This is a genomic window from Corynebacterium sp. HMSC075D04, from assembly GCF_001815635.1.
GTDB lineage: Bacteria > Actinomycetota > Actinomycetes > Mycobacteriales > Mycobacteriaceae > Corynebacterium > Corynebacterium coyleae.
The window spans coordinates 43,907-66,454 of the sequence record NZ_KV821371.1; the positions used below are offsets into that span (position 1 = coordinate 43,907).

Consider the following 22,548-nt stretch of genomic DNA (forward strand, 5'->3'; position numbering starts at 1 on the left):
TTACAGTCAAAGAAACGTTCCGCGAAATCGAAACAGAAGGAAGGCGAGAACCTGCCGTGAGCAGCGAAAACACGTTCGGCCAGAACAGCTGGCTGGTTGACGAGATGTTCCAGCAGTACAAGGACGACCCGAACTCGGTCGACGCCGAATGGCGTGAACTGTTTGAGAAAAAGGGTGCACCGAAGACCGCTAATGGCACGTCCAACGTCACCCCTTCGCAGGCAGGTGCAAGCCAGGCGAAGACCGACCCGAAGGTTGCCCGTTCCACCGGCGCACCTTCGCAGGATGGTCGCGAGACCAAGGTCGACGAGGCCGCAGCAAAGGTCTCTAACCGCCCGAAGCGCACCCTGCCGAAGCCGAAGGCCTCCCCGCTGGACAAGATCGCACAGGTCGAGGTCGAGCCGGGCGAGTTCCAGCTCAAGGGCGCATTCCGTGCGATTGCGAAGAACATGAACGAGTCGCTCGAGGTGCCGACGGCGACGACCGTGCGAGACATGCCGGTCAAGCTCATGTTTGAGAACCGCGCGCTGATTAACGACCATCTCAAGCGCACCCGTGGCGGCAAGGTCTCCTTCACCCACATCCTGGGCTACGCCATCGTCCTGGCGACGAAGCTGCACCCGGACATGAACAAGAACTACAAGGAGGACGGCAACAAGTCCTTCGCCATCCAGCCGGAGAACATCAACCTCGGCCTGGCTATCGACCTTCCGGGCAAGAACGGTTCCCGCTCCCTCGTCGTCGCTGCGATCAAGGAGTGCGAGAAGAAGTCCTTCTCCGAGTTCGTTGACGCATACGAGGACATCGTCGCTCGTGCACGCGACGGCAAGCTGACCATGGATGACTTCTCCGGTGTCACCATCCAGCTCACCAACCCGGGCGGCATCGGCACCCGCCACTCCATCCCGCGCCTGACCAAGGGCCAGGGCACCATCGTCGGCGTTGGCGCTATGGACTACCCGGCAGAGTTCGCCGGCGCGTCCGAGGACCGCCTCGCTGAGCTCGGCGTTGGCAAGCTGGTCACGCTGACCTCCACCTACGACCACCGCGTCATCCAGGGTGCAGAGTCCGGCGAGTTCCTGCGCGACATTTCGCAGCTGCTTATCGACGACAAGTTCTGGGACGAAATCTTCCAGTCCATGCAGATCCCGTACTCCCCGCTTCGCTGGGCACAGGATCTTCCGAACACGGGCATTAACAAGGACACCCGTGTCATGCAGCTCATCGAGGCATACCGCTCCCGCGGCCACCTCATCGCTGACACCAACCCGCTGCAGTGGCACCAGCCTGGTCTGGCGAAGCCGGATTCCCGTGACCTGCTCATGGAAACCCACGGCCTGACCCTGTGGGACCTGGACCGCACCTTCCACGTCGGTGGCTTTGGCGGTAAGGAGCAGATGACCCTGCGCGAGGTTATGGCGCGCCTGCGCTCCTCCTACACCCTCAAGGTCGGCTCCGAGTACTCCCACATCTTGGACCGCGACGAGCGCGAATGGCTGCGCGACCGCGTCGAAGCAGGCATGCCGAAGCCGACCGGTGCAGAGCAGAAGTACATCCTGCAGAAGCTCAACGCCGCTGAGGCCTTTGAGAACTTCCTGCAGACGAAGTACCTCGGCCAGAAGCGCTTCTCCCTCGAGGGCGCAGAGACCCTCATCCCGCTGATGGACGCCATCATCGACACCGCTGCAGGCCAGGGCCTGGAAGAGGTTGTCATCGGCATGCCGCACCGTGGCCGCCTGAACGTCCTGTTCAACATCGTGGGCAAGCCAGTTGCAACGATCTTCAACGAGTTCGAAGGCAACATGCGCGCAGCCCAGCAGGGTGGCTCCGGCGACGTGAAGTACCACCTCGGCTTCGAGGGCGAGCACATCCAGATGTTCGGCGACGGCGAGATCAAGGTCTCCCTGGCTGCGAACCCGTCCCACCTTGAGGCAGTCGACCCGGTGCTCGTCGGTATGGCGCGCGCCAAGGAAGACCAGATCAAGGCTGCCAAGGGCCGCGAGGACCACCCGGTGGTTCCGCTCATGCTCCACGGCGACGCATCGTTCACCGGCCTGGGCATCGTCCAGGAGACCCTGAACCTGTCCCGCCTGCCGGGCTACACCGTCGGCGGCACCATCCACATCGTGGTGAACAACCAGATCGGCTTCACCACCACCCCGGATTCCGGCCGTTCCTCCTACTACGCCACCGACCTGGCCAAGGGCTTCGACTGCCCGGTGTTCCACGTCAACGGCGACGACCCGGAGGCAGCCGCATGGGTTGCGCAGCTCGCTACCGAGTACCGCCGCGAGTTTGGCAAGGACGTCTTCATCGACCTCATCTGCTACCGCCTGCGCGGCCACAACGAGGCTGATGACCCGACCGTGACCCAGCCGGTCATGTACGAGCGCATCAACAACCACCCGTCGGTGCGTACCCGCTACACCCAGGACCTCATCGGTCGTGGCGACATCACCCAGGAAGACGCAGAGAAGGCCGCACAGGACTTCCACGACCAGCTCGACGCCGTCTTCACCGACGTGAAGTCCGAGAAGGGCCAGCCGAGCGAGCAGACCGGTATTACCGATTCCCAGAAGCTCACCCGCGGCCTGGACACGAACATCTCCGAAGAGCAGTTCAAGCGCCTCGCAGACGCGTACGCCAACCTGCCGGAGGACTTCACCCCGAACAAGCGTCTCAAGTCCGTCCTGTCCAAGCGCGGCGGCTCGTTCACCGACGGCGACATCGACTGGGGCTGGGGCGAACTGCTCGCCTTCGGTTCCCTGGCTGAGCAGGGCAAGTTCGTCCGCCTCGCCGGTGAGGACTGCCAGCGCGGTACCTTCACCCAGCGCCACGCTGTGCTGTACAACCCGGACAACGCCGAGCCGTTCAACCCGCTCGACCACAACGCGCAGGAAGCCGGCAACGGCGGCCAGTTCCAGGTCTACAACTCCGCACTGACCGAGTACGCAGGCATGGGCTTCGAGTACGGCTACACCCTTGGCAACAAGGACGCCGTTGTCGCTTGGGAAGCACAGTTCGGTGACTTTGCCAACGGCGCCCAGACGATTATCGACGAGTACCTGTCCTCCTCCGAGACCAAGTGGGGCGAGGTTTCCTCCCTGATCTCCCTGCTGCCGCACGGCTACGAGGGTCAGGGTCCGGACCACTCGTCGGCACGCATCGAGCGCTACCTGCAGCTCGTCGCGGAAGGCTCCATGACCATCGCGCAGCCGTCCACCCCGGCGAACCACTTCCACCTGCTGCGCCGCCAGGCTCTCGGCGAGATGAAGCGTCCGCTGGTCGTCTTCAGCCCGAAGTCCATGCTGCGCAACAAGGCTGCAGTGTCCCAGCCGTCTGACTTCATCGAGGTCAACCGCTTCCAGTCCGTCATCGACGACCCGAACTTCGTCGAGCGTGGCAACAAGAAGATCGCCGACACCGACAAGGTGAAGACCATCATGCTGTGCTCCGGCAAGATCTACTGGGAGCTGGATAAGAAGCGTCAGAAGGACGGCCGCGACGACGTTGCGATCATCCGCGTGGAGATGCTCCACCCGATCCCGTTCAACCGCCTGTCGGATGCGTTCAAGAACTACCCGAACGCCAAGGAGATCCGCTGGGTGCAGGACGAGCCGGCAAACCAGGGCGCATGGCCGTTCTACAACGAGCACCTGCGCACCCTGATCCCGGACATGCCGGAGATGGTCCGCGTGTCCCGTCGTGCACAGTCCACCACCGCAACCGGTGTGGCCAAGGTGCACCAGCAGGAAGAAAAGCAGCTGCTTGAGGAAGCATTCGCTGACTAACCTGCACACCTAAAAACTCCGGCCCGGCTTGTGAAAAGCCGGGCCGGAGTTTTTGTTATTCGGTTATTTGGACGCAGAGTCCGGGTCGATCACATCCTCTGGGTCTGCCGGCGTGTCGTGGTGGACGTCGATTTGGGCGTATTCGATCATCCACTCCGCAATCGCATCCTCCACCGTGGCCCCCTTGTCCACTTCTTCCGCCATCTCCTCGAGACGGTCAGTGGACAGCACGCGGGTGATGAAGTTCAGGCGGTTGATCTCACCGCGGTCGAAGGTGCCTTTATGGAACACCGGGATGACGTTTTGCGACAGTTCGCTCTCTCCGCACGCTTGGGCGGGTGACGGGTCGACGGTGCGCATATCCCCCGGCATGGCGGCGACAGCGGCCCCATAGACCTCGTCAGTATATGCGCCATCGGTCACATCGCCGCCTGCTAGCTCCTTGGCGGCCTTAGGGTCCGACTCTTCGAGCAGACGCCCAGTGCACGTGACGACGAAGTCAATCGGCTGCTCACGCAACACCTCAAGCGTCGGCGCGTCATCCAGCCCCGTCACTGAGGTCACGCTCGTCGGCCGGCCTTGGCCCTTAAGTACGCGGCTGTAGATCTCCCCAAGTACGACTTGTTCGTTGGAGGCGCCGTCGATGGCGATGGCGATATCGGCCTTCTCCGGCCGCGCCTGAGTGTAGATGTTGTCCTCCGACGCGCACCCGGACAATACGAGCGCAGCCGAGCCCAAAACGGCGGCTACGGCAGTGTGGTGGTGTGCCTTCATGGTGGTTTACTCGCCGATGACGTTTTCAGAGGCGGGAATGCGGCCACCTGCTTGTGCGATCATGTCGCGGGCCTGCGGGGCGGCATCGGGCTCGCACAGCACGTCGTAGCGGCCAGCCACGATCGTGGTTGCAGACGCGAAGTCGCGCTTGCCGCCGGTGAACGCGTAGGCCACAGCGGAGGCCACCGTGCCGAAGATCGCACCGATAACAACCGCCCACACGAACATGGTCAGGCCAGCACCCGGAACCGAGATGAGGGAAAGCAGCAGGCCGAAAAACAGGCCCATCCACAAACCCGACAGCGCGCCGGTGCCCAGCACCTTCGGCCATGTAAGCCGGCCGGTAATCTTTTCCACCTGCATCAAGTCCACACCGACAATGGAAAGCTTCTCTACAGGAAACTCTCTATCGGACAGGTTGTCCACGGCGCGTTGCGCCTCCGCATAGGTGGAAAAGCTGCCCACGGGCCAGCCGGTGGGCACCTCTGTGACACCAATACGCTTATTCAACGATGGGTTCATAGGTTCAGTCATGCTGGGTAGTCTATCGGGATTCCAAAATCCCCCAGGAACGGCCGTATAATCGCGTGGCAATGGCTACTGAACATCAGATTTTGGAAAGCGATGTCCACGAAGCGCTTTCGCGCGTTGATGACCCGGAGATCGGCAAACCGATCACGGAGCTCAACATGGTGGAATCGGTCACCATCGACGGCAACAATGTTGCGGTCGGTATTTATCTCACAATCGCAGGCTGTCCGATGCGCGACACCATCGAGTCAAATGTGCGCGCTGTAGTCGAGGAGCTCGACGGCGTGGGCGACGTGAGCATCACGCTGCACACGATGAGCGACGAGCAGCGCCGTGCGCTTGCCCAGAAACTCCGCGGCGAGCAGACCGGCCCGGCGATCCCATTTGCGGATCCGGATACGCGCACACGTGTTATCGCGGTGGCCTCCGGTAAGGGTGGTGTGGGTAAGTCCTCGATGACCGTGAACCTGGCCACCGCTATGGCCGCCCAGGGCCTGACGGTGGGCATTGTTGATGCCGATATCTACGGCCACTCGGTGCCGGGATTGATGGGTTCTGAGGACCAGGGCCCCACGCTTGTCGACGAAATGATCATGCCCCCTATCGCCCACGGCGTCCGTCACATCTCGGTGGGGCAATTCGTGGAAGGCAACGCCCCTATCGTGTGGCGTGGTCCGATGCTCACCCGTGCGATCCAGCAGTTCTTGGGTGACGTGTACTGGGGCGACCTGGACGTGCTGTTTATGGATTTGCCGCCGGGAACGGGTGATGTGGCGATCACCGTCGCACAGTTGGTGCCAAACGCGGAGCTGCTGATCATCACCACCCCTCAGGCTGCGGCAGCCGAAGTCGCGGAGCGCGCCGGCACGATTGCCCAGCAGACTGATCAGAAGATCGCCGGCGTAATCGAGAACATGTCGGGCATGACCATGCCGGACGGCACGGTACTCAACATCTTCGGCGAGGGCGGCGGCGACCACGTCGCCGAGCGCCTGACCCAGCTCACCGATTCGGACGTGAAACTGCTCGGCTCCGTGCCCCTGGACCCGAAGATGCGTGAACACGGCGATACTGGCACCCCGGTTGTCATCTCAGACCCAGATTCGCCGGCGGCCAAGGCGGTGCTTGAGATCGTCGACAAGCTAAAGGTGCGCCCGAACTCACTGGCAGGCAAGAGCCTGAACCCGCAGGTTAAATAACGTCCTCCCAGGAAAAGCCTTTGCGCTCCGGCTGCGAATCCCGCGGCTCGGGGCGCATTTGTTGTTGCGGCGGCGCCTGTGGTGGTGTCTTCGGCGCTGGAGGCTCGCTGGGGTCGTCGTCTTCGAACAACACCTTCGCCATCGCACGCTTCGGCCCCATCGCCGCATAGCGCGAGACAGTATCGATCGGCTTCTTAAACTCCTCGAACTCCCCCAGTTCACCATTGAGTTCCGCCTTGGCGTTGTTGATCGCCTTCTTCGCAGCGTAAATCGCCGCGCGCACATCCTCGACGACAGAAGGCAGGCGTTCGGGCCCGATCACGATCAACCCGATGATCAGGATGAAGAAAATCTCGCCCCAACCGATGCTAGAAAACACCTAACTCACCTTACTCACGGTGCGTCAGCGAGCGAATCGCAGACTCCACTCGGCTCCGGATCCCCTTGGGGGTTTCGGGGGTGTCGGTCACGTCTTCGTCGCAAAGCATCGCCAGTCGCTCCACAAGCGACGCCGGGGCGTGCATGTCGGAGGAATTACACACCTGCAGACGCTGCGACGTCCCCCGCTGCGCCTGAACTTCCTCACAACACTCCCCACACAACCGCAGGTGCCGCTCGGCGCGCACGGTGGCAGCCTTGGACAACTCGCCGTCCACATAGGCGGCAATCGCCTCCGGATTGAGATGATCGGTGGAGTTAAACCTAGTCACGGCGCCGACTCCTTCCCTGCTACCGGGCGCGGATAAGTTCCTTCGCGGCGGCGCTGTGGAGGGCTTGCTTCTCCAACGACTCGCGCATCTGCGCGCGACCACGGTGGATACGCGATCGTACAGTACCCATCTTCACTCCGAGGGTTTCAGCGATCTCCTCGTAGCTCATCCCCACCACATCACACAGGACCACGGCCACGCGGAACTCCGCCTTCAAATCGTCCAACGCCTTCTGCAACGCAGGGTCCAGGTTGGTCACGGAGTACGCATCTTCCGGGGTCATGTCGGTGCCGGGCACGCGCTCGTAATCCTCGGGCAGGGCCTCCATGCGGATCTTCGCGCGGCGACGCACCATGTCCAAAAACAGGTTCGTGGTGATGCGATGCAGCCAGCCTTCGAACGTTCCAGGCTGGTACTGCTTCACGTTGCGGAACACACGCATGAACGTCTCTTGCGTAAGATCTTCCGCGTCGTGCTGATTACCGGAGAGGCGAAACGCCAGGCGGTAGACACTGTCGGCATGTTCTTTCACCAGTTCAGACCAGGTCGGCATTGCTGCCTGGCCTGCGTCAAACGCTGCGGTACCGGTGAGTGGAACGTCAGTGCTCATGCGCAACAGTTTCGCAGACTCACTGCCCCAAAGCCAGCCAACCAGTTAACAGAATCCTGTGAACGCAACACGGCTATGATGTGGCGTGTGAGTGAGACCGCATTTACCCAGATGAACTCGTACCTCGCCGCCCGTTCCACCGAAGGCGGCCACCTTTCCAACCAGGTTGCGGAAGCTTTGCGCGCAGCGCGCGAGGACGCTGCCGAAAACGGCACCCCGGCACCCAGCCCGGTGGTCGGCGACCTGTTGACGGTGCTCGCGGCGGCAACCCCGAACGCATCCCAGGGTGCGGTTGCGGTGACCCCGGCCGCCGGTGTTGTGGGCTTGCACCTGCTCGCAGGCCTGCCGGAGAAGGCCACCATGACCTGCATCGAGCCGGAAGCCGCACTGCAGGCCGGCGCGAAGGAAGCGGTGCGCAACGCAGGGTTTAGCCCGTCGCGTGTGCGTTTCCTCACCGCACGTCCCCTCGAAGTAATGGGGCGCTTGGCTAACGACGCCTACCAGATCGTCTACGCAGACGTCTCCCCCGTCGAACTGCGCCCGCTCATCGAGGCCGCCTGGCCGTTGCTGGCCCCGGGCGGCACGTTGGTGCTTGCAGGTTCGCTTCTCGACGGCACCGTGGCCGACCCCACCCGCCGCGACCGCGAAACAGAGGCCGCCCGTGAGGCGGATGAGTTCGTCGATACGCTGACAGCCGAGCGCGGCGCCGCGGTGGCGCGTCTGCCGCTTGACGGCGGCCTGACGCTGATCACCAAAATCGGCTAAACAACTTCGCTCTTACCGACGACGACAACACCGCCGTCGGACACCGTGAACCGCTCGCGGTCGCGCTCCGTATTCACACCGACCGTCTCCCCATCGGAGACGTAAACGTTCTTGTCCAGGATGCAGTGGCGCACCACCGCGCCCTTGCCCACGCGCACACCCGGCATGAGCACAGAGCCCTCCACCGTCGCGCCTTCTTCGATGCGCACGTCGGTGGACAGCACCGAGTTACGCACCGTCGCACCGGAAATGATCGAGCCGGACGCCACAATGGACTCCTGCGCAATACCACCGAGGACGAACTTTGCCGGGGGCAGGTTGTCGTCGTCAGTCGCGTGGATCGGCCACGCCTTGTTGTACAGGTTGAACACCGGGTGCGAGGAAATCAGATCCATGTGGGCCTCGTAGAACGAATCAATCGTGCCCACATCACGCCAGTAACCCCGGTCGCGGTCCGTGGCACCCGGCACCCCGTTGTTGGAAAAGTCGTACACATTCGCCTCGCCCTGCGCGACGAAGTACGGGATGATGTCGCCGCCCATGTCGTGGCTGGAATCCTCGTTCTGCTCGTCCTCCAGCAGCGCCTGGATTAGCGCCTCGGTAGAGAAGCAATAGTTGCCCATCGATGCGAACGTCATCTCCGGATCGTCCGGGGTACCCGGTGGGTCTGCTGGCTTTTCCAAAAACTCGGTGATCGTGCCGTCATCGTCGGCCTGGATGCAACCGAACGCGCTCGCCTCCGCACGCGGCACGCGAATGCCTGCCACGGTGGCGGCCTTGCCCGACGCAATGTGATCTTCGACCATCTGCGACGGATCCATCCGGTAGACGTGGTCCGCGCCAAAGACCAAGACGTAGTCAGGCATGTCGTCGTAAATGAGATTCAGCGACTGCACAATCGCATCCGCCGACCCGTTGTACCAACGCTTGCCGCGACGCTGCTGCGCCGGAACCGACGCGATGTACTGCTGCGTTGGCCCCGAAATGTTCCACGCCGTAGCCACATGGCGGTCCAGCGAGTGCGACTTGTACTGCGTCAACACCGCAATACGCATGTAGCCGGCGTTGACCAAATTCGACAGCACAAAATCGATCAAACGGTAGTTGCCGCCGAACGGAACGGCGGGTTTGGCACGGTCAGCCGTCAGGGGAAACAGGCGCTTGCCTTCCCCGCCGGCCAGGACAATGGCGAGAACTCGAGGCTGGCTTTTCATAACCGCAAGGCTAATGCCAATTCAAGGCTCGTGCAGGGATTCCGCAACGTCAGTAGGCTCGGCGGACATGAAGGTAGGAATGCTCACGCGCGAATACCCGCCGGAGGTCTACGGCGGCGCCGGGGTGCACGTCACAGAACTCACGCGGTTCATGCGCGAATTCGCCGACGTCGACGTCCACTGCATGGGCGCCCCACGCGACGCCGCAGGTGTATACGTCCACGGCGTCGACCCCGCACTCGAGGGGGCCAATAGCGCGATCAAAACCCTGTCCACAGGCCTGCGCATGGCCGATGCCGCAGCCGGGCTCGACGTGGTGCACTCGCACACGTGGTACGCGGGCCTCGGCGGCCACCTCGCCGGGCTGCTCCACGAGATCCCCCACGTGGTCACCGCCCACTCGCTCGAGCCGGACCGCCCGTGGAAGCGCGAACAGCTCGGCGGCGGCTACAACGTGTCGTCCTGGTCGGAGAAAAACGCGATGGAAAACGCCGACGCGGTCATCGCCGTATCTGCCGGAATGAAAGATGCCATTTTGCGCGCCTACCCGCGTATCGACGACTCCCGCGTCCACGTCGTCCTCAACGGCATCGACCCCGCCAACTGGTACCCGGACACCGGCACCATCGCCGACGAACTCGGCATCGACACCACACGCCCAGTCGTCGCGTTTGTCGGGCGCATCACCCGCCAAAAAGGTGTCGCCCACCTGCTCAAAGCAGCGCAGCTTTTCGACGACGACGTCCAGCTCATCCTCTGCGCCGGCGCCCCCGACACCGAGGAGATTGCTGCTGAGACGCGTGGGCTCGTCGAAAAGCTACAAGCGCAGCGTGACGGCGTGTTCTGGGTCCAAGACATGCTGCCCGCCGAAAAAGTACGCCAGGTCTACACCATCGCCGACGTCTTCGTCTGCCCATCCGTCTACGAACCGCTGGGCATCGTGAACCTGGAGGCCATGGCGTGCGGCACCGCGGTGGTAGCCTCGCGCGTCGGCGGCATCCCCGAAGTCGTCGTCGACGGCGAAACCGGCGTGCTTGTGGACTACACGCCCGACGACACCACCGACTTCGAACAACGCCTCGCCGAGGCGGTCAACGCTGTCGCCGGCGACAAAAACCGCGCCGCCGCCATGGGCAGCGCCGGACTCACCCGAGCCAAAGAATCCTTCTCCTGGCGCACAATCGCGAAACAAACCGTAGACATCTACAAGGGGTTGATCTGATGACGGTCTACCGTCCCGAACTACACGTCACCGCAGAACGCGGCATTCTCGAAGGCCCAGCTGGCGTATTCCGCATCGGCAGCCGCGAGAACCGCCTGTGGCACATGTTCTACCAGTACCGCCCAACCCCCGACACCCCGAGCCGCTGGGGCCACGAAGTCAGCGAAGACGACGCATTCAACTGGCTCGACTGCAACGACGTCATCGTCCCCTCCGGCGACGAAACCAACATCCGTGCAGGCTCCGTCACCTCCGCGGGCGACGGCGTCAACCTGTACTTCTCCTCCGAAACCCCGGCAGGAAACACCATCCAGATCGCCCACGTTGCGCACGTGGACAGGCTTTACGACGACCTCGACGCCGACGACGCTGACGCTGACGACACTGACGTCTCCGATGCCGCCGAGCGCACCGGCACCGCAGTCGACGACACCGCCGGCGACACCAATTTCCGCTCGCCTTGCGTCGTACCCGCCTGGGACACGGAAACCGACCGCGACCAAGGCCACGACGGCTGGCTTATGCTCGCCGTGACCGGGCCTGTCACCGACCCCAAGCCGGTCGTCCTCACCTCCCCCGACGGCCGAGACTGGGAGTTGCAAGGCCCGCTCGAGTTCAATGGCGACACCGGCATCACCCTCGATGCCTCCCTCGTCGCCCCACGCATCGTGCGCCTGCGCGACGAAGTCGACGGCGAAATCCGCGACGTCCTGTTCATCACCCTCGAACGCGACGGCAAAGACACCGCCGTCTACGCCGTGGGCCGGCTGCGGGGCAACGTCTTCGACATCACCACGCCGTTTACGCTTCTCGACTACGGCCACGACTTCACTCGCCCACGCAACACCAACTACCCGCTGGACGAAACCACTGCGGAAAACCGCTACGAGCGCGCCTACCTGCTCGGGTTCATGACCAACACCGACCGCGCCGGCGACCCCACCCTCGAACCCAACTGGGCCACCGAAGGCTGGGCCAACGCCCTCACCCTCCCGCGCCGCGCCACCCTGCAAGGTGGCCGCCTCTTCCAAGTGCCCGCACCAGGCCTGCCAGACGCCGTCAGCGCCACCGACCGCGCGCGCATGTGGGCCGGCCTGTGCGAAATCCCGGCCGGCTCCCAGGTCACCCTCGAGGTGCTCGACGGCAACAACGAACCTGCTGCGGTGATCACCCACGACGGCGAACACATCACCCTCGACCGCTTCGACGGCACCCCCGCCACCGCACCGCTTCACGACGACGACGAAGACAACGTCACCGTCATCGTCGACGGCTGCACCCTCGAGGTCTACGCCGGCGGCGGCAGCGTTGTCATGTCGTCGCGCATCTGGCCCGAAGGCGGCTGCAACGGCATCCGCAGCCGCGCCACCGGCGAAGCATCCATCAGCGGCGAGTGGCGCCGCGGATACCCCGCCCGCTTCTAAGCCAGCCGGCGCGTGTGCCGGCACATGAGCCAGGCACAGCAAGAAGGCCCGCATCACGCGGGCCTTCTCCGTTTCTTTAGCGCGTCGTGAGCGAAGCGCCGGCGCGCTACTTCTTGCGCAGGCGGATCAACTGGGCGCGGGCGGTGACCTCCATCTGCTCCGGGAGGTCCTCGAGTCGCGCGTGCAGCACGTCCTTATCCAGGTGACGCGCCGACGGGCTCATACCCACCTGCGCGGCGATCGCGTCACGGCCCAGATTCATCGGGAACGAAATCAACTCCGGATCGGCCACAGGGGTCAGCCACTGCGCCGACTGCTCGATCAGTCGCGCCACCTTGCCGTCCTCCACCCCGAGGATGCCGAGCGGCTCGCGCAGCTCATCGAGGTGGCCTTGGTCGGCGACGAGGATGACGGCCTCGCCGTCGTCGCTAAGCACACGCGCAAACTCCGCAGGATTGCGCGGCGCGAACACCACGGTCACCACATCAACCACTCCCGTACGGATAGGCAGCTGCTCCCACACATCCGCCACAATCGCACCCAAACGCGGATGCGCCTTAGCCAAATGCTTCGCAGCAGGCACCGAAATATCCAACCCCACGCCACGCGCGCCATCAATTAGGTCCAGCGTGTGCGCGAGGTAGTAGCCGGTTCCGGCACCGGCCTCCAGAATCACCGGATCCCGATCGCCCGCGGAATGCTCCACAACATCCGCCACACGATCCGACACCGCCTCCACAAACGGCGCGAAATGGCCATTCGACAGGAACGTTTCGCGAGAGTTGATCATCTCCAGCGAATCGCCCTCATGATTCAGCCCGCGCCCCGACGCGAGCGTGACATAACCCTGCTTGGCTACGTCATAAGAATGCCCCGATTCGGAGACGAGGCGACCAAAATCGTCCTCGCCCCGAAGCGGGGTCAGGTCTACCGGGTCCGCGAGTACATCCACGATCTCGTTGAGCATGTGGTGATACTACCGCGTTTGGCCGGAACTACTCTCCAGCAGCCTCCGTGAGCAAGCGGCCAAGTTCGCCAGCCTCTTCCTTGCTCAGTTCAATGACGAGGCGTCCGCCACCGTCAGACGGGATACGCATGACGATCTTGCGCGACTCCTCCACCGCTTCCATCGGGCCACTACCGGTACGCGGCTTCATTGCTGCCATCGTCAACACTCCTTATTGCTTTGTTTCCGAAACGTGTTCTTCCGGAGATTCTACCCGTGTTTCCGGCGCAAGGTTGCCGCCCGCCAACTGTTCGATGAGCGCATCGACCTGATCCATGCGGTAACCGCGGTGCACAACCTCGAGCTGAATATCGCCGAAGTTACCTTCCTCCACGGCGCGGCGGTTGGCTTCCTTCACCTCTTCTGTTGGTGGCATGGGCGGCAGGGCCTCGCCGCGGCCGAAGACGGTGGCGAACAGTTTCAGGCCAATGATGCTCAGCAGTGCGAGCACCAGGATGAGGATGATCCAGGAAAGCATGCGGGTTAGTTTAGCTGTCGGCCCAGGCGGGGCGCTCGCTGACCTCGACGGGGAATTTTCCCGCGCGCGCGAGAATCGTCTTTGCGACGACATCAGCCATCCCGGCAAGTTCATACAGCGGCCTATTGCGGTGGGTGCGGGGGCTCAGTTGCGCTTGCTGGATGGCTTTTGGGCCGTGGGCGAGGGCGACGTCGATGAGCAAGCCCGCTTCCACCCCGTAGCCGGCGACGAATGGCAGCGAAAGCGCGGTTGAGCGTCGGATGGCGTATTCGCCGGCGAGCGGCTGGTCCACGGCGATCTCCGGGAAGAGGGCGCGCAGGAGGGGTTTCGCGGTCAGTTCGGTCACGCGACCGCCGGCGCCTTCGCGGGTGTAGGAGGCTTTGACGAGGTGGACGGTGTCGTCGATAAATGGCTCGGCGAGCGCGTCGACCCACCAGGGTTCGAGTGAGGTCACGTCGGCGTCAACGAAGACCACCACGTCGCCGCATGCGGCCTTCACGCCGCGCCACAGCGCCTCGCCCTTGCCGGGCCAGGGTGTGCGTGGGTCGACGTCGCGCCAGTTCACCACGGTTGCCCCGGCTGCGGCGGCGCGCTCGGCGGTGCGGTCGGTGGAGTCTGAGTCGATGACGATGACTTCGTCCGCTGACGAAGCCACACACTTTTCGACGACCCCACCCACCGTCGCCTCCTCATCCAGCGCAGGAATCACCACACTGATTCGTACATCGGTGCGCATGCCGGCGAGCGTGTCGGCACTCACGCGAGCCCCCGCACGGTTGCCAGCGGTGCCGCGGTGCCCTGGATCGCCTCGATCATGCGGATGACGTCGATCGTCGCCTCGACCTCGTGGACGCGAAACGCCGCCACCCCGCGCGCGGCCGCCCACGCGGTTGCTGCGAGGGTGCCGGGCACGCGCTGGGTGATGTCGGCACCGTTGAGGCCACGCCCGACGGTCTCGCCCACGAAATCCTTGTTGGACAGGGCCATGAGGACGGGCCAGCCGGTGGCGACGATTTCGTCGATACGCCGCAGGATCTCCAGCCCGTGGTAGGTGTTCTTGCCAAAGTCGTGCGTGGGGTCGATGAACACCGCTTCCTCCGGCACGCCTAGCGAGACGGCGCGCTCGGCCAAGGCGGTGGTTTCCGCAATCACGTCGGCGACCACGTCGTCGTAGTGCACCCGGTGCGGGCGCGTGCGCGGCGTGACCCCGCCGGTGTGCGAGCACACGTACCCCACGCGGTGGGCGCCTGCCACCTCAACCAACTCGGGGTCGAAGCCGGCCCACGTGTCGTTAATCAGGTCCGCGCCGGCTGCGATCGCCTCCTCGGCCACCGCGGCGCGCCAGGTGTCCACGCTCACCGTCACGTCCGGGTGGTGCTCACGCACCCCGGCAATAAGCGGCACGACACGGTCAATCTCCTCGGCAACGGACACGTCGTCGCCCGGGCCTGCCTTCACGCCGCCGATGTCGATGATGCTGGCCCCGGCGGAAACGGCGTCGTCGACACGCAAAAGCGCCTTCTCAATCGCGAACGTCGCACCCTTGTCATAAAACGAGTCGGGCGTGCGGTTCACGATCGCCATGACCTCACTCATCACGCAGACGCTGATCCGTCATCACCTTGTGGGCCTCCACAATGTGCGCCACGGCCTCCTCCACGGAATCAGTCACCAGATACAACTTCTCATCCCCCGGCGAGATCAACCCACGGCCAAGCAACTGCTGCTCGATCCACTCAACCAGCCCAGACCAAAACTCCGTGCCCATCAGCACGATCGGGAAGTTGGTCACCTTGCCAGTCTGCACCATGCACAGCACCTCAAAGACCTCGTCCATCGTGCCGAAACCACCGGGCAGCGAAATAAACGCCTGCGAGTACTTCAAAAACATCGTCTTGCGAGCGAAGAAGTACCGGAAATTCAGACCCAGATCCACCCAGTCGTTCAGGCCCTGCTCAAACGGCAACTCGATACCCAAACCAACCGACAAACCATCCGCGTTGTGAGCACCCCGGTTCGGCCCCTCCATCAAACCCGGCCCACCGCCGGTGATCACGGCGTAGCCCGCCTCCACCAGCGCGCGGCCGACCTCGTAGGACAACTGGTACTCAGGCGTGCCCTCGCCAAGACGTGCGGAGCCAAACACCGTCACAGCCTTCGGCAACTCCGACAACGCATCAAACCCAGCCACAAACTCCGACTGGATCCGCATCACACGCCACGGATCCTGGTGCTTCCAATACCCATCAGACTGCCCCATGGACTCCAACAAACGCTGATCATAGGTCGTGGCCTGCTCAGCCTCATTGCGCAGCGCCATCGGCCCACGCAACTTCCGGTCGCGGTCCGGGCGGGGGAAATTCAACGGAGCCATATCTCTTACTCGCTTTCAGCACTCAGGTAATCGAGCAACTGCGCCGCCACCTGACGAATCTCATCGACCGGGCACTGCTCGTCCTTCTTATGGGCAAACCCCGGATCGCCAGGCCCGAAGTTCACCGCAGGAACACCCAGGCTAGAAAAGCGCGCCACATCCGTCCACCCAAACTTGGCGCGGAAGTTCCCGCCCACTGCCTTGACCAACCCGGCCGCGACCGGGTCGCCCAGGCCAGGCAACGCCCCCGGCGCGACGTCGTCGTAAATAAGCTCGAGGCCCTCCTCCAGCGCGAGTGTCTCTTCCAAGTGCGCCTTCGCGTCCTCGACGCTGCGATCCGGCGCGTAGCGGAAATTCACGATCAGTCGCGCGTGATCCGGGATCGTATTCGTCGCCACGAAGCCCTCCAGCCCGACGACGTTTAAACCCTCGCGGTACTCGCAGTCGTCGATACGCACAGTGCGCGGCTCATACGCCGCGATACGGGTGAGCACGCCCGCAAGATCATGCGCCGCATTATGGCCAAGCCAAGAGCGCGCCGAATGCGCACGCGTGCCATGCGCATCCACAAACACGCGGATCGTACCCTGACAACCAGCCTCAATGATCGCACCCGACGGCTCACCCAACAACGCAATATCACCCTGCAGCAACTCCGGATGATCACGCTCAAGGTGGTACAAGCCATTGAACTCCTGCGCCACCTCCTCGCCCTCATAAGCGATCAGCGTCAAATCATGCGCCGCCTTCCCCGGCTGCGCCAACGTGGCAAACGCATGCAAATAACACGCCAACCCCGACTTCATATCCACTGAGCCACAGCCGTGCAAAATACCGTCCGCGAGCCGATGCGGCGTGTTATCAGCCAGCGGCACCGTATCAATATGGCCCGCCAACACCACCCGCGAATCCAACCCGAAATTCGTACGCGCCACCACGGTATTACCGAAGCGCTGCACCTGCGCATACTCAAGGCCACGCAACGCAGCCTCAATGGCGTCCGCGATCGCCTCCTCATGGTGCGACGGCGACTCAATATCCACCAACGCAGCCGACAAAACAACAGGGTCCGCAAAAAGATCTAAGGAAGTCACACCGCGATCCTACGTTTACAATGACGGCCATGTCTTTGGGAGCACACGGCCTCGGAATCGCCAACATCGCCATAGACGGCACAGTGCTCGACACCTGGTACCCCAACCCCGAACTCACGCTTAACGACGACCACCCCACCACCACCCAACGCACCTCCGCCCACAACCTCTCCCCGGAGTTCCTGCGCCTCATCGGCGCCGACCGCGACCGCCTCGTCGAAACCGTGCCCGTCCGCACCACCATCGCCGACCTCGACGCCCCACCCATCGACGCCCACGACGTCTACCTCCGCCTCCACCTCCTCTCCCACCGCCTCGTCGAACCACTCACCATCAACCTCGACGGCGCCCTCGACCACCTCACCCCCGTCGCCTGGACCAACAAAGGCCCCTGCCTCCCCCACAACTTCGAAACCGTACGCACCAACCTCCGCGCCCGCGGCCCCATCCACGTCTACGGCATCGACCGCCTCCCCCGCATGGTCGACTACGTCGTCCCCACCGGCGTCACCATCACCGAAGCCGAACGCGTCCGCCTCGGCGCCCACCTCGCCGAAGGCACCACCGTCGTCCGCGAAGGCTACATCTCCTACAACGCCGGCACCCTCGGCCCCGCACGCATCGAAGGCACCATCTCCTCCGCAGTCGCCGTCGGCGCCAACACCACCCTCGCCCGCGGAACCGCCCTCATCGCCACCCCCACCAACAACAACGCCCTCGCCCGCCACCCCATGCGCATCGGCGCCAACTGCCACCTCCACCCCACCGCCAGCATCAACGGCATCACCCTCGGCAACAACTGCGACATCGGCGCCGGCATCACCCTCGAACCCCACACCCGAATCTTCGACCCCGCCACCGGAGAAGATTTTCCCGCGGGAAAACTCACCGGCCGCAACAACCTGCGCATCCAACACGAGCCCTACACCACCGCCCCCGTGCTGCGCCCCGCAGAAACCACGCGCACGTAACACACGCATATAAACCGGAAAAGAATGCACTTCACTGCATGTCGAGGTTTAAGGTGTTCGACATGTCAACCCCCGTTTCCCCCGTCGCCGATTCCACCGCGCTCGCACGCGGCCTGAAAACGCGCCACCTCACCATGATGGGCCTCGGCTCAGCCATCGGTGCCGGGCTCTTCCTTGGCACCGGCGTTGGCATCGCAGCCGCAGGCCCCGCCGTCATCCTCGCCTACATCGTCGCAGGCTTCATCACCGTGAGCTTCATGCAGATGCTCGCGGAAATGGTCGCCGCGCGCCCGTCGTCGGGCACGTTCTCCACCTACGCCGAGCAAGCCTTCGGCCGCTGGGCCGGCTTCGCCATCGGCTGGCTGTACTGGTTCATGATGATCATGATCATGGCCGTCGAAATCACCGGCGCGTCCGCGATCGTCGCCCAATGGTTCGCCATTTCCCCCTGGATCCCGGCGCTGATCGCCATTGGGTTTTTCACCGTGATCAATTTCGCCGCGGTGAAAAACTTCGGCGAGTTCGAGTTCTGGTTCGCCCTGATCAAGGTCGTTGTGATCGTGGCGTTCCTGTGCATCGGTGTGGCCCTGTGGCTCGGTGTGCTGCCCACCGGCGGGTTCGTAGGCCTGTCGAATATCAGCGAGGTCGGCTTCATGCCCAACGGCTGGGCTGGCGTTGCCACCGCGTTGCTCGCGGTCGCCTTCGCGTTCGGCGGCATTGAACTGGTCACCGTCGCCGCCGCCGAATCCGAAAACCCCGAAGCCGGCGTCCACTCCGCGATCCGCTCCATCATCTGGCGCATCTCCATCTTCTACATCGGCTCCGTGCTCCTGATCGTGCTGCTGTTGCCTTTCGACGAAATCGGCGGCGCGGACTCCGCAGCCGACTCCCCGTTCACTGCAGTGCTCGAAATGGCAAACATCCCGGGTGCCGTCGGCATCATGGAGGCCGTCATCGTCGTCGCCCTGCTGTCCGCCTGCAACACGCAGATCTACGGTTCCTCGCGCTTCATGCAAAACCTTGCAGTGCGTGGCGACGCCCCCGAGACCTTCGCTAAAACCGACCCCCGCGGCGTGCCCGTCCGTGCCGTGATCGTGTCCGTGTTCTTCGGCTTCGTCGCCGTTGCCCTGCAGTACTGGAACCCGCCCGGGCTGCTCGCCTTCCTCCTCAACGCAGTCGGTGGCTGCCTGATCGTGCTGTGGATCGTCGTCGCCCTGTCGTTCGTCCGCCTGCACCCGAAGCTCGAAGCAAGCGGCGAAATCACCGACGTACGTATGTGGGCCCCCAACGTCCTTCCCTGGGTCATGATCGCGCTCGCCGGCGGAGTCATCCTGCTCATGCTCGCCGACCCCGACGGGCGATTCCAAATGTTCGCCGTCGCCGTCGTTGTCGGTGTCGTTTCCCTCGCGGGAGTTTTGTGGACCCGCGCGACAGGAAAGCAACCGGCGAAGAAGAACGTGGCAGAGATTGAGGAGGTGCGGTAATGGGGTCGTCGACAAGCAATAGCGAGCTCGGCACCGGACTGAAGTCCCGCCACCTCACCCTCATGGGCCTCGGCACCGCTGTGGGTGCGGGCCTGTTCCTCGGCGTCGGTGTCGGCATTCGTGCCGCCGGCCCCGCGATTCTGGTCGCATACGCCATCGCCGGACTCATCGTCATTGCCGTGATGCGCATGCTCGGCGAAATGGCCGCCGCCCACCCATCATCGGGCTCATTCGCCACCTACGGACGCATGGCGTACGGCCACTGGGCAGGATTCCTCCTCGGCTGGCTGTATTACTTCCTGCTGATCATGGCGTGTGGTGCCGAACTCACCGGCGCCTCCGCCATGATGGCCTCCTGGTTCGACGTCCCCCAATGGGTGCCCGGGCTCATCGTCGTAGTTGTGCTCACCGCGGTGAACCTCGCGCAAGTGAAGGGCTTCGGCGAGTTCGAGTACTGGTTCGCCATGATCAAAATCGCGGTGATCGTCGGATTCCTCATCATCGGCGTTCTCCTCTGGCTGGGCGTGCTGCCCGCCAGCGGCTTCGTCGGCTTTGACAACGTGCGCGAATCCGGCTTCGCCCCCAATGGTGTCGCCGGCATCGCCGCAGGCCTCCTCGCCGTGGCATTCGCATTCGGCGGCATCGAAGTGGTCACCATCGCTGCAGCCGAATCTGAAGACCCCGCCGACAACGTCAAACGCGCCGTCAACTCCATCATCTGGCGCATCGCGATCTTCTACCTCGGCTCCGTCGCCGTGATCACCCTGCTGCTGCCATACGCCACCATCGACGGCGCCGACTCCGCCGCAGACTCCCCCTTCACCGCCGTGCTCGAAATGGCAAACATCCCAGGCGCCGCAGCCTTCATGGAAGTCGTCATCGTGCTCGCACTGCTCTCCGCATTCAACGCGCAGCTCTACGGCACCTCCCGCCTCGGCTACCAACAAGCGCTCGAAGGCGACGCACCAAAATGGATGGCGAAAACCAACGCCAACAACGTGCCCATGAACTCCGTGCTCGTCTCCGTAGTCTTCGCGTTTCTCGCCGTCGGCCTGCAATGGTGGAACCCGCCCGGAATGATCGACTTCATCATGTCCGCAACCGGCGGCTGCCTCATCGTCACCTGGATCATGATCACCTTAAGCTTCATCAAACTCCACCCACGCATCAGCGAATCCGCCGTCCGTGTCCACGGCGCCACCTGGGTGCCATGGGTCACGCTCGCCGCCCTCGTCGGTTTGACGGTGCTCATGCTTTTCGACGACGCCGCCCGCTCCCAAGTCATCTCCGTCACCATCCTCTCCCTCGCCCTGGTCGGCTTGTCGCTGCTGACCAAGAAACGCAGTGTCGTAAGGTAGTCGCCATGACTACCCCCACGACTGCAATTGCACGCGGAATCGCGACCATCACCCACGACGGCACAGTCCTCGACGTCTGGTACCCCGCCCCCAAGGTTGACGAAGTGGTGACGGAAACAGGCACTCGTCGATTAGAAGAGCCCGACGCCCGCTTCACCAACCTCGTCGGCCCCGACGAGGCCCGCGGCGTCGCCCGCGTCGCAGTCGAAACCACCATCGCCGACCTCAGCGCACCGGCCATCGACGCATACGACGTCTACCTGCGCCTCCACCTACTGTCCCACCGCCTCATCCGCCCACACGGCGCCAACATGGACGGCATCTTCGGCCTCCTGTCCAACGTCGTCTGGACCAACTACGGCCCCTGCGCCGTCGCCGACTTCCAAATGACCCGCGCACGCCTCGCCGAAAACGGCCCCGTCGTCGTTTTCTCCGTGGACAAATTCCCACGCATGGTCGACTACGTTGTGCCGAGCGGCGTGCGCATCGGCGACGCCGACCGCATCCGCCTCGGCGCCCACCTCGCCGAAGGCACCACCGTGATGCACGAAGGCTTTGTGAACTTCAACGCCGGCACCCTCGGCGCATCCATGGTCGAAGGCCGCATCTCCGCAGGTGTTGTCGTCGGCGACGGCACCGACATCGGCGGCGGCGCCTCCATCATGGGCACCCTGTCCGGCGGCGGCAAAGAAATCATCTCCCTCGGCGAACGCTGCCTCCTCGGCGCCAACGCCGGCGTGGGCATCTCGCTTGGCGACGACTGCATCGTCGAAGCCGGCCTCTACGTCACCGCCGGCACAAAGGTCGTCCTCACCGCACCCGTCGCCGAAGCCCTGGGCAAGGAAGCCGGCGCCGAAGTGAAGGCCCTCGAACTCTCCGGCGCCAACGGCCTGCAATTCCGTCGCAACTCCGTCACCGGCTCCGTCGAAGCCGTCCCTGCAAAGGGCATCGAACTCAACGAGGCCCTCCATGCCAACTAACCCCTGGTTCCCACCCGCCAACGACACTCTCACCGACGGCGAGTTGACGCTCCTGCCGTGGTCGCGCGTGAAAACCGTTCCGGGCGTGCGCGACGACCTGTTCGCTGCGTCGGTTGACCCGCGGATGGTTGAGTGGACGACGGTGCCGTCGCCGTACACCGTGGAGATGGCGGAGGCGTTCCTCGGCGATGCGGGTGATGGGTGTGTGCGGTGGGCGCTTGTCGTCGATGACCGGTACTGCGGCAGTATCGAGCTGCGCCCCGATGATTCCGGTGGTGCCGATTTTGGTTACAACACTGCCCCGTGGGCCCGCGGGCGTGGCCTGATGACTCGTGCCGTGCGCCTGGTGACCGATCACGCTTTCGCCGAGGGGGCTCCCCTGCTAATTATTCGGGCGCTGCCGGGCAATGCTGCTTCGCGCCATGTCGCGGAGGTCAACGGTTTCGTCTTTGCTGGCGAGCGTGATGAACACGTGGAGTATGTCAAGCATGCCGAATAGCCCGCTCGCTGGCGGGTTATTGGCTAGTTAAAGAGTTGTTGCATGGCTCCGGGCGGATGCTTCT

The 22,548-nt window shown here is 63.7% G+C and carries 23 protein-coding genes; 10 read left to right on the forward strand and 13 right to left on the reverse strand.

Annotation, left to right across the window (positions count from 1 at the left end; genetic code table 11):
* Positions 1 to 56 precede the first annotated feature (56 nt).
* Entirely contained in the window at positions 57 to 3,791 is a 3,735-nt protein-coding gene (locus HMPREF3048_RS11210; RefSeq protein WP_070772365.1) for a multifunctional oxoglutarate decarboxylase/oxoglutarate dehydrogenase thiamine pyrophosphate-binding subunit/dihydrolipoyllysine-residue succinyltransferase subunit, read from the forward strand.
* A 63-nt stretch (positions 3,792 to 3,854) separates the two neighbouring features.
* On the opposite strand, the gene HMPREF3048_RS11215 is transcribed toward HMPREF3048_RS11210, so the two are convergent.
* A complete protein-coding gene (locus tag HMPREF3048_RS11215) occupies positions 3,855 to 4,565 on the reverse strand; it encodes a type 2 periplasmic-binding domain-containing protein (RefSeq protein WP_070453076.1) in 711 nt (236 codons plus the stop codon).
* A 6-nt stretch (positions 4,566 to 4,571) separates the two neighbouring features.
* A complete protein-coding gene (locus HMPREF3048_RS11220; protein ID WP_070772366.1) occupies positions 4,572 to 5,099 on the reverse strand; it encodes a YflT domain-containing protein in 528 nt (175 codons plus the stop codon).
* Positions 5,100 to 5,158: 59 nt separating this feature from the next.
* Here HMPREF3048_RS11220 and HMPREF3048_RS11225 point away from each other — a divergent pair, with 59 nt between their 5' ends.
* Positions 5,159 to 6,295, forward strand: coding sequence for an Mrp/NBP35 family ATP-binding protein (locus tag HMPREF3048_RS11225; RefSeq protein WP_070772368.1), 1,137 nt, complete (start codon positions 5,159 to 5,161; stop codon positions 6,293 to 6,295).
* Here HMPREF3048_RS11225 and tatB read toward each other — a convergent pair.
* Genes tatB through sigE form a run of 3 tightly spaced genes read right to left on the reverse strand, consistent with a single transcriptional unit; the run spans position 6,288 to position 7,615 of the window.
* Positions 6,288 to 6,674 carry a Sec-independent protein translocase protein TatB gene (gene tatB, locus HMPREF3048_RS11230; protein ID WP_070421791.1) on the reverse strand — a complete coding sequence of 129 codons (387 nt, stop codon included), beginning with the start codon at positions 6,672 to 6,674 and terminating at the stop codon, positions 6,288 to 6,290. The two genes, HMPREF3048_RS11225 and tatB, sit on opposite strands and share 8 nt — an antisense overlap.
* A gap of 10 nt (positions 6,675 to 6,684) precedes the next feature.
* Positions 6,685 to 7,005, reverse strand: a complete 321-nt coding sequence (locus tag HMPREF3048_RS12660; RefSeq protein ID WP_070453058.1) for an anti-sigma factor family protein — start codon at positions 7,003 to 7,005, stop codon at positions 6,685 to 6,687.
* A gap of 19 nt (positions 7,006 to 7,024) precedes the next feature.
* Entirely contained in the window at positions 7,025 to 7,615 is a 591-nt protein-coding gene (gene sigE / locus HMPREF3048_RS11240) for an RNA polymerase sigma factor SigE (protein WP_070453057.1), read from the reverse strand.
* A gap of 111 nt (positions 7,616 to 7,726) precedes the next feature.
* On the opposite strand from sigE, the gene HMPREF3048_RS11245 reads away from it, so the two are divergent.
* Complete coding sequence (locus tag HMPREF3048_RS11245; protein ID WP_070421859.1) at positions 7,727 to 8,380, forward strand: O-methyltransferase; 654 nt, start codon at positions 7,727 to 7,729, stop codon at positions 8,378 to 8,380.
* Here HMPREF3048_RS11245 and glgC read toward each other — a convergent pair.
* Positions 8,377 to 9,594: a glucose-1-phosphate adenylyltransferase gene (gene glgC / locus HMPREF3048_RS11250; RefSeq protein ID WP_070421858.1), complete on the reverse strand. Its 1,218-nt coding sequence runs from the start codon at positions 9,592 to 9,594 to the stop codon at positions 8,377 to 8,379. The two genes, HMPREF3048_RS11245 and glgC, sit on opposite strands and share 4 nt — an antisense overlap.
* Positions 9,595 to 9,661: 67 nt before the next feature.
* Here glgC and glgA point away from each other — a divergent pair, with 67 nt between their 5' ends.
* Positions 9,662 to 10,816: a glycogen synthase gene (glgA, locus tag HMPREF3048_RS11255; RefSeq protein ID WP_070772370.1), complete on the forward strand. Its 1,155-nt coding sequence runs from the start codon at positions 9,662 to 9,664 to the stop codon at positions 10,814 to 10,816.
* Entirely contained in the window at positions 10,816 to 12,240 is a 1,425-nt protein-coding gene (locus tag HMPREF3048_RS11260) for a GH32 C-terminal domain-containing protein (RefSeq protein WP_070772372.1), read from the forward strand. Before glgA ends, HMPREF3048_RS11260 begins: the two co-directional genes overlap by 1 nt.
* Positions 12,241 to 12,346: 106 nt before the next feature.
* Here HMPREF3048_RS11260 and HMPREF3048_RS11265 read toward each other — a convergent pair whose 3' ends face one another.
* The 7 genes from HMPREF3048_RS11265 to dapE are packed head-to-tail and all read right to left on the reverse strand — an operon-like array spanning position 12,347 to position 17,192.
* Positions 12,347 to 13,207 carry a methyltransferase domain-containing protein gene (locus HMPREF3048_RS11265; protein WP_070772373.1) on the reverse strand — a complete coding sequence of 287 codons (861 nt, stop codon included), beginning with the start codon at positions 13,205 to 13,207 and terminating at the stop codon, positions 12,347 to 12,349.
* A 28-nt stretch (positions 13,208 to 13,235) separates the two neighbouring features.
* Positions 13,236 to 13,406 carry a DUF3117 domain-containing protein gene (locus HMPREF3048_RS11270; protein ID WP_070421785.1) on the reverse strand — a complete coding sequence of 57 codons (171 nt, stop codon included), beginning with the start codon at positions 13,404 to 13,406 and terminating at the stop codon, positions 13,236 to 13,238.
* 12 nt (positions 13,407 to 13,418) lie between these two features.
* A complete protein-coding gene (locus HMPREF3048_RS11275) occupies positions 13,419 to 13,724 on the reverse strand; it encodes a hypothetical protein (protein ID WP_070421784.1) in 306 nt (101 codons plus the stop codon).
* A gap of 10 nt (positions 13,725 to 13,734) precedes the next feature.
* Positions 13,735 to 14,484, reverse strand: a complete 750-nt coding sequence (locus HMPREF3048_RS11280; RefSeq protein ID WP_256380742.1) for a glucosyl-3-phosphoglycerate synthase — start codon at positions 14,482 to 14,484, stop codon at positions 13,735 to 13,737.
* On the reverse strand, positions 14,481 to 15,320 hold the full coding sequence (folP, locus tag HMPREF3048_RS11285; protein ID WP_246818904.1) for a dihydropteroate synthase: 840 nt from the start codon (positions 15,318 to 15,320) through the stop codon (positions 14,481 to 14,483). Before folP ends, HMPREF3048_RS11280 begins: the two co-directional genes overlap by 4 nt.
* Positions 15,313 to 16,098, reverse strand: a complete 786-nt coding sequence (locus tag HMPREF3048_RS11290; protein WP_070421783.1) for an LOG family protein — start codon at positions 16,096 to 16,098, stop codon at positions 15,313 to 15,315. The genes folP and HMPREF3048_RS11290 overlap by 8 nt, the downstream gene beginning before the upstream one ends.
* A 5-nt stretch (positions 16,099 to 16,103) precedes the next feature.
* A complete protein-coding gene (dapE, locus tag HMPREF3048_RS11295; RefSeq protein ID WP_070772377.1) occupies positions 16,104 to 17,192 on the reverse strand; it encodes a succinyl-diaminopimelate desuccinylase in 1,089 nt (362 codons plus the stop codon).
* Positions 17,193 to 17,221: 29 nt separating this feature from the next.
* On the opposite strand from dapE, the gene HMPREF3048_RS11300 reads away from it, so the two are divergent.
* The 5 genes from HMPREF3048_RS11300 (at position 17,222) to HMPREF3048_RS11320 (ending at position 22,484) form a co-directional block, all read left to right on the forward strand.
* Positions 17,222 to 18,163 (forward strand): 2,3,4,5-tetrahydropyridine-2,6-dicarboxylate N-succinyltransferase, encoded by a 942-nt coding sequence (locus tag HMPREF3048_RS11300; protein ID WP_070772387.1) that lies wholly within the window; start codon positions 17,222 to 17,224, stop codon positions 18,161 to 18,163.
* A gap of 62 nt (positions 18,164 to 18,225) precedes the next feature.
* Positions 18,226 to 19,647 carry an amino acid permease gene (locus HMPREF3048_RS11305; protein ID WP_070772389.1) on the forward strand — a complete coding sequence of 474 codons (1,422 nt, stop codon included), beginning with the start codon at positions 18,226 to 18,228 and terminating at the stop codon, positions 19,645 to 19,647.
* Entirely contained in the window at positions 19,647 to 21,005 is a 1,359-nt protein-coding gene (locus tag HMPREF3048_RS11310; RefSeq protein ID WP_070772379.1) for an amino acid permease, read from the forward strand. The genes HMPREF3048_RS11305 and HMPREF3048_RS11310 overlap by 1 nt, the downstream gene beginning before the upstream one ends.
* Before the next feature lie 5 nt (positions 21,006 to 21,010).
* Positions 21,011 to 21,985: a 2,3,4,5-tetrahydropyridine-2,6-dicarboxylate N-succinyltransferase gene (dapD, locus tag HMPREF3048_RS11315; protein WP_070772381.1), complete on the forward strand. Its 975-nt coding sequence runs from the start codon at positions 21,011 to 21,013 to the stop codon at positions 21,983 to 21,985.
* Positions 21,975 to 22,484, forward strand: coding sequence for a GNAT family N-acetyltransferase (locus HMPREF3048_RS11320; RefSeq protein WP_083279359.1), 510 nt, complete (start codon positions 21,975 to 21,977; stop codon positions 22,482 to 22,484). Before dapD ends, HMPREF3048_RS11320 begins: the two co-directional genes overlap by 11 nt.
* The last annotated feature ends 64 nt before the right edge of the window (positions 22,485 to 22,548 follow it).